The sequence below is a fragment of the Hamadaea sp. genome (assembly GCF_013362815.1).
Lineage (GTDB): Bacteria > Actinomycetota > Actinomycetes > Mycobacteriales > Micromonosporaceae > Hamadaea.
This window is the reverse complement of the sequence record NZ_JABFVK010000095.1, coordinates 1-4,791: the sequence shown is the minus strand read 5'-3', so window position 1 is coordinate 4,791 and position 4,791 is coordinate 1. Positions and strand designations below refer to the sequence as shown.

Sequence of the window (4,791 nt, the reverse complement as noted above, 5' to 3'; positions counted from 1 at the left end):
GGCCACGGGTCCTTGTTGTCGCCGAGGTTCTCGCACTCGAAGCCGTAGAAGGCCCGGTTGCCGTCGACGGTGGCCTCGTTGTCGAGGGGCGGCCGCCGCTCTGCGATGACCGCGGCGAGGACGTCGGGGTCGCCGAGGCCGGCGTGGTTGGCCCGGCCGTAGCCGACGAGGTGGACCTTGCCGTCCTTGGCGATGACGCCGTGGCACAGCGGGCCGGGCAGGGAGGCGTGCCCGTCGCGGCAGATCTTCACCGTGTTGGCGGTGCCCTTGGTCACGGTGTGGTGGATCATCACACCGTGGACTTCGCCCCACGGCCCCTTGCTGTTGCGGTTGTGGGTCTCCCAGCTGCCGACTTCGACGACGGATACGCCCTCGTCGATGAGGCGTTGCAGGAAGGTTCTTGCAGGCGGTGGCGTGGCCATGTTGCTCCAGACATGAAGGAGGCCCCGGCCAGCAGGCACGGGGCGGCGAGGCGGGGCGGGGCTAGATGCTGGCGCCGGCCACAGTGAGGCGACGGATGCTGACCGTGCTGTAGCCGGGGATCGTGGCGAGGCTGTCGGCGAGTGCCTTGACCGCGGCGTCCAGTGCGTCCGGCGGGATGCTGGCGGGGTTGCCCCCGATGTACAGCTGGGCGGTGGTTCCGCCGTCTGCTCCGCCGTCGTTGACGACTACCTCGTAGGCGGGCCGGGTGTCGGTGGCGGTGATGCTCAGTCCGAGATCGGGCACGAGAGGCTCCTAGGCGGCGGCTTCGTAGACGCCAGTGACGCGCAGCTGGTGGCCGCTTGCGAGCGGGTTGATGGGGACGGTGGGCGACAACTGCGACAGCGTCGAGGTCGTCGAGTTCGGGGGGAAGAAGGGCGACGTGGTGGTGGCGTTCGGGCTGACGACGTTCTGCCCTCCGTACCTCGTGCCTCCGGCCAGCAGGTGCGAGCAGCCGACGTAGGAGGCGCCGGCGTTCGCTGACGTCGCAGGCAGGTCGAAGCTGTATCCGCCGGAACCGAACGTCGTCGTGGAGCCAGGAATCAGGTTGATGTGGTAGTTGATCGTGCGGCCGATCTTCATGTACCGGCCGACGAGTGTGCCGTTGTTCAGCACCGGGTTGGTGGTGGCCGCGGTCCACGTCGGAGTGAACGACGTCCACGCGGCGAACATGCTGTTGAACTGGTCGCGGATCTCCTGGTTGAGCAGGGCCGCGGTGACGACCTCTCCGACAACCCAGGTCCTCGGTGCGAACGTCATGCCCTACCTCCCCCGAGCAGGCTGGTGACCACGGGCTCCACAAGCTGTGGATCGGCAGGCTGCTGAACCGGCCGGTCCCAGCTCGGGTCGTCCGGGTGCCACCAGTTCCGTTCGTGCGGCAGCTCGTCGGCAACCTCCGCCTCGGCGGCCTCCGGGTCTTCGGGGAAGACGAGCCGGAACCAGCCGGCCCCGCACTCGGTGCACGCCAGCCGCGGGTCGGTGGGGGTGACGACCTGCGCGGATCCGCACGGGCAGTCGGCCACCCACCGGTTGTGGTTGATCCGGGCGTACAGCTGGTGCCCGAGGACGAACCCGGCCGGTGGTTCGAGGCGGCGCTGCTGCCGCAACTCGACCCAGCGGAACACCCGCTCCGCCGGCGACACCAGCGCCCAGGCGTCGGCGGGCTGGTCGGGTGGCGGCAGGTAGAACGCTTCGGCCCGCACGACGGGGATGAGCACAGCGCACCTCCTAGTAGGCGAGTCGGGTGGTGGAGTCGAGGACCGAGTAGGTGGAGTCGTCGAGGACCCACACGGTGTCGGTGTCGGCCCGGCTGGTGTGGAAGTCGAGGTGGTGCTGCCGCAGCCCGATGCGCTCCGTGTAGCCCTCGATGACGGCGGTGGCTGTGCTGCCTGGGGCCTGGCTAGGCAGGGCGGTCAGCCCGAGCACTGTGGATACGTCCGCGTTCAGCAGGGCGCGGTAGGTGGCGATCGGCATGCTGTACGCCTCGACGGGAACCTGCCGTGCCTCGGGCGGCGGGTCGGCGTACCGGCTGATCAGCCAGTTCGCCGCGTCGGCCGCCGAGTTGTCGGTGTTCTTCAGCAGCGCCAAGTCCTGCGGCTTCTCACCGTAGGCGTCGATCGATGCCTGACTGATGACACGCTGAGTGGCGCCGCCCGGCCTGCTCGCCGTGACGGCGTTGACGACCTTCTGGTCGTCGTAGGCGTACTCGAAGTCGGTAGTCTCAAGGTCCGCGTAGTCGAGCGTCAGGGCGGCCACCGGGTTGTAGCGCAGGTCCCTGGACTGGAAGATCAACGGGATGCCGCTGGACCTGTTGGTGAGCAGCTTCCCGGACTCGGTCCGGGCGATGTCCCGCATGTGCTCCAGGGCGCTGCGGCCGAGGTCTGCCTGCGACGCCACGGCGTCGAACGCGGACCCCTGGGTGGTCACGGCCAGCCCGACGTAAGAGGCCAGCCGGGACATGCGGGCCGAGGCGCTCTCCCCTGCGTGACCGGTCGTGCCGGTCGTGTAGTGCGGGGTGAGGTCGGCCGTCGTGACCGACCGCACGTACAGCGCCACATAGGAGATCAGCCCGTTCCACAGGCGGGTGTTCTGGAACCCGCCCACGTACAGCAGGCGCTGGTCGTTCGGGCTGAAGTTTGACGCCGAGTAGGTGACACCGTCGACGGCGACCTCGCCGGTGAACTCGTTGTAGACGAGGTGGTGCAGCTGGCCGTCGGCCAGGTCCGGCGTTCCCCACAGGGTTGCCACCAGCGCCGAGCCGGGGCTTTGGACTTGAACCTGCAGTCCGCCCGACGCGCTGTTGAGCGACATGACCATCTTGGTTTCTGCATCCGACGAGGTCATGGCCAGCAGCACACGGTCCTTCGTGCTGGTTGAGAACCAGCACTCGACTCGCAGCCGGAAGGACGCGTTGGCATCGGTGACGTTCGGCCCCAGGTCCGCCGAGAGGTACTTCCCCGCAGACGACGAGGCGGGCGTGAACACCGGGCAGGGCTGCCCGTTCGGGCCCACGCCGCCGGCGAACTCCAGCGTTCCGCCGGACCCGGCCTGCACGATGGACAGGCTTCCGACGCCGGCAGTGCCCGCGATGTTTCCGGCGCTGGTGCTGTCGGACGGCTCGGTCAGCGGGAAGAACACGGTCGGCCGGTCGAGGAGGACTTCCTGAACCAGCATCGGCTGGAGCTCCTTGACGATGCTGGACCAGGTCAGCAGGTCCGTGCACGTGATCGTGGCGGTGGAGCTGAGGCCCTTCCAGGTGGTCGGCCAGCTCTGGACCGTGCCGAAGAAGCGCGGGTGCACGGTCGCGCCGACGTAGTCCCACTCGCAGTAGTCGGCGACCCCGCCGGTGCGGGTCGCGGCGATCTCCACGGCGTGGGTCTGGCTGGTCACCCACGCTGGCGCGGCCAGGGAGCGGCGCGTCGTCCAGGCGGCGCCGTCGCTGGACGACTCCCAGAACACCGTGCCGCCCGCCTCGCGTACCCGCAGCCACATGTAGCTGAACGGCGAGTAGGTGAAGGAGACGGCGGCGCCATCGGAGAATCCGGTCTGCGACTCGGCGGAGACCAGGCCGGTCACGGCGTTGTACCGCCAGCCCAACCTGGTCCCCGAGGTGGTCGAGTTGACCCACATCGAGCACACCGCCGACGACGAACCGCCGACGGCCGGAAGGGTGACCAGCCTCGCGGTGAGCTTGCTGCCGACCAGTGTCCACTCCCGCGCGGACTGGTAGCCGGCCGTCACCCCGGGAACGACGGGGATACGGGCGCGGCCGCCCACCTCCGACACTCCGCCATACGAGTTGGGCCACAGCGTGCTGGAAATCCGGTCGTCGTCGAAGTCGTCGCCGAGCATGTCCATCGGGTACGGCGACGACCCCGTTCGCGGTGTGAACGTCGCCGCCGACACCCGGATCGGCACGCCCTTCCGGACGTTCGGGTAGTACGGCGAGGCAGCCCGTCCGGGCGTGAAGCGGCCGTCGCTGTTGTCGAGGGCGATGCGGCAGCTGCTCGGCTGGATTTCGGACAGCTCGTCCTGTGCGCCACGGTCGATCTCGATGCCGCGCATCAGGTCGACGTGCCGACTGATGTCCGTGGCCGTCGGCCCCGAAGAGGTCAGCGTGGAACCGAAGAAGACGTCGACGATGGGATTCGTCACCGGCCCTCCTTTCAGGCGATGCCGAGGTCGCCGCCGCCGAGGTCGCGCTTGAGGGTGAGCAGCATGGTGCGGACCTGCCGGGCGACGGACTGCGGGTCGAGGGCGCCGTCGATCTGGATCTGAATGACCGACCCGCCGCCACCACGTCCCGCCACGGCCGCCCGGCCGAGGACAGGCTGAATGCCGGACACGCGCCCGGACACTGCAGCGAGGGACCGGTCGAGAGCGGGCATGCCGTCGACCAGGCCGCGGGCCAGGCCCACCGTGGAGAACTCGCCGAGCTTCGCCATGACAGTGCTGGGCGACTTAATGCCGAGCGCCTTCTTGATCGCCTTCTGCATCCCCTGGGCGATCTTCAGCATCAGCTTCTCGATGTCCTTCTGCTGACCCTCAAGCCCTTTCAGGAAGCCCTTGCCCGCGTTCTTGCCGGAGTCGTAGAGGATGTCGGCGCCCTTGTTGCCGAGCTTCTTCGTCTCGGCGTCGATCGCCGACTGGGTCTTATTGATGGACGAGATGGTGCTCTTGTCCGCACCGGCCAGCGCGTTCGCGTAGGCGTAGCCGGCCTCCGGACCCATGTTGAGGATCTGCCTGATCAGGCCCTTGTTCAGCCCTCGCTTGGCGAGGACATCGATGAACTTGCTGAACTGCTTGACCTGC

General features: G+C 68.6%; 6 protein-coding genes. All 6 read right to left on the bottom strand.

Annotated elements, in window-relative coordinates; all coding sequences use genetic code 11:
• Positions 1-422, bottom strand: a 422-nt coding sequence (locus HOV77_RS31090; RefSeq protein WP_290868719.1) for an N-acetylmuramoyl-L-alanine amidase, incomplete at its 3' end; no start/stop codon positions are given.
• A 61-nt stretch (positions 423-483) separates the two neighbouring features.
• Positions 484-726 (bottom strand): hypothetical protein, encoded by a 243-nt coding sequence (locus tag HOV77_RS31085; protein WP_290868716.1) that lies wholly within the window; start codon positions 724-726, stop codon positions 484-486.
• 9 nt (positions 727-735) lie between these two features.
• Complete coding sequence (locus HOV77_RS31080) at positions 736-1,239, bottom strand: hypothetical protein (protein WP_126898134.1); 504 nt, start codon at positions 1,237-1,239, stop codon at positions 736-738.
• Complete coding sequence (locus HOV77_RS31075) at positions 1,236-1,697, bottom strand: hypothetical protein (protein ID WP_290868709.1); 462 nt, start codon at positions 1,695-1,697, stop codon at positions 1,236-1,238. Before HOV77_RS31075 ends, HOV77_RS31080 begins: the two co-directional genes overlap by 4 nt.
• Before the next feature lie 10 nt (positions 1,698-1,707).
• Positions 1,708-4,134: a hypothetical protein gene (locus tag HOV77_RS31070; RefSeq protein WP_290868706.1), complete on the bottom strand. Its 2,427-nt coding sequence runs from the start codon at positions 4,132-4,134 to the stop codon at positions 1,708-1,710.
• Positions 4,135-4,145: 11 nt separating this feature from the next.
• Positions 4,146-4,791, bottom strand: a 646-nt coding sequence (locus HOV77_RS31065) for a hypothetical protein (RefSeq protein ID WP_290868703.1), incomplete at its 5' end; no start/stop codon positions are given.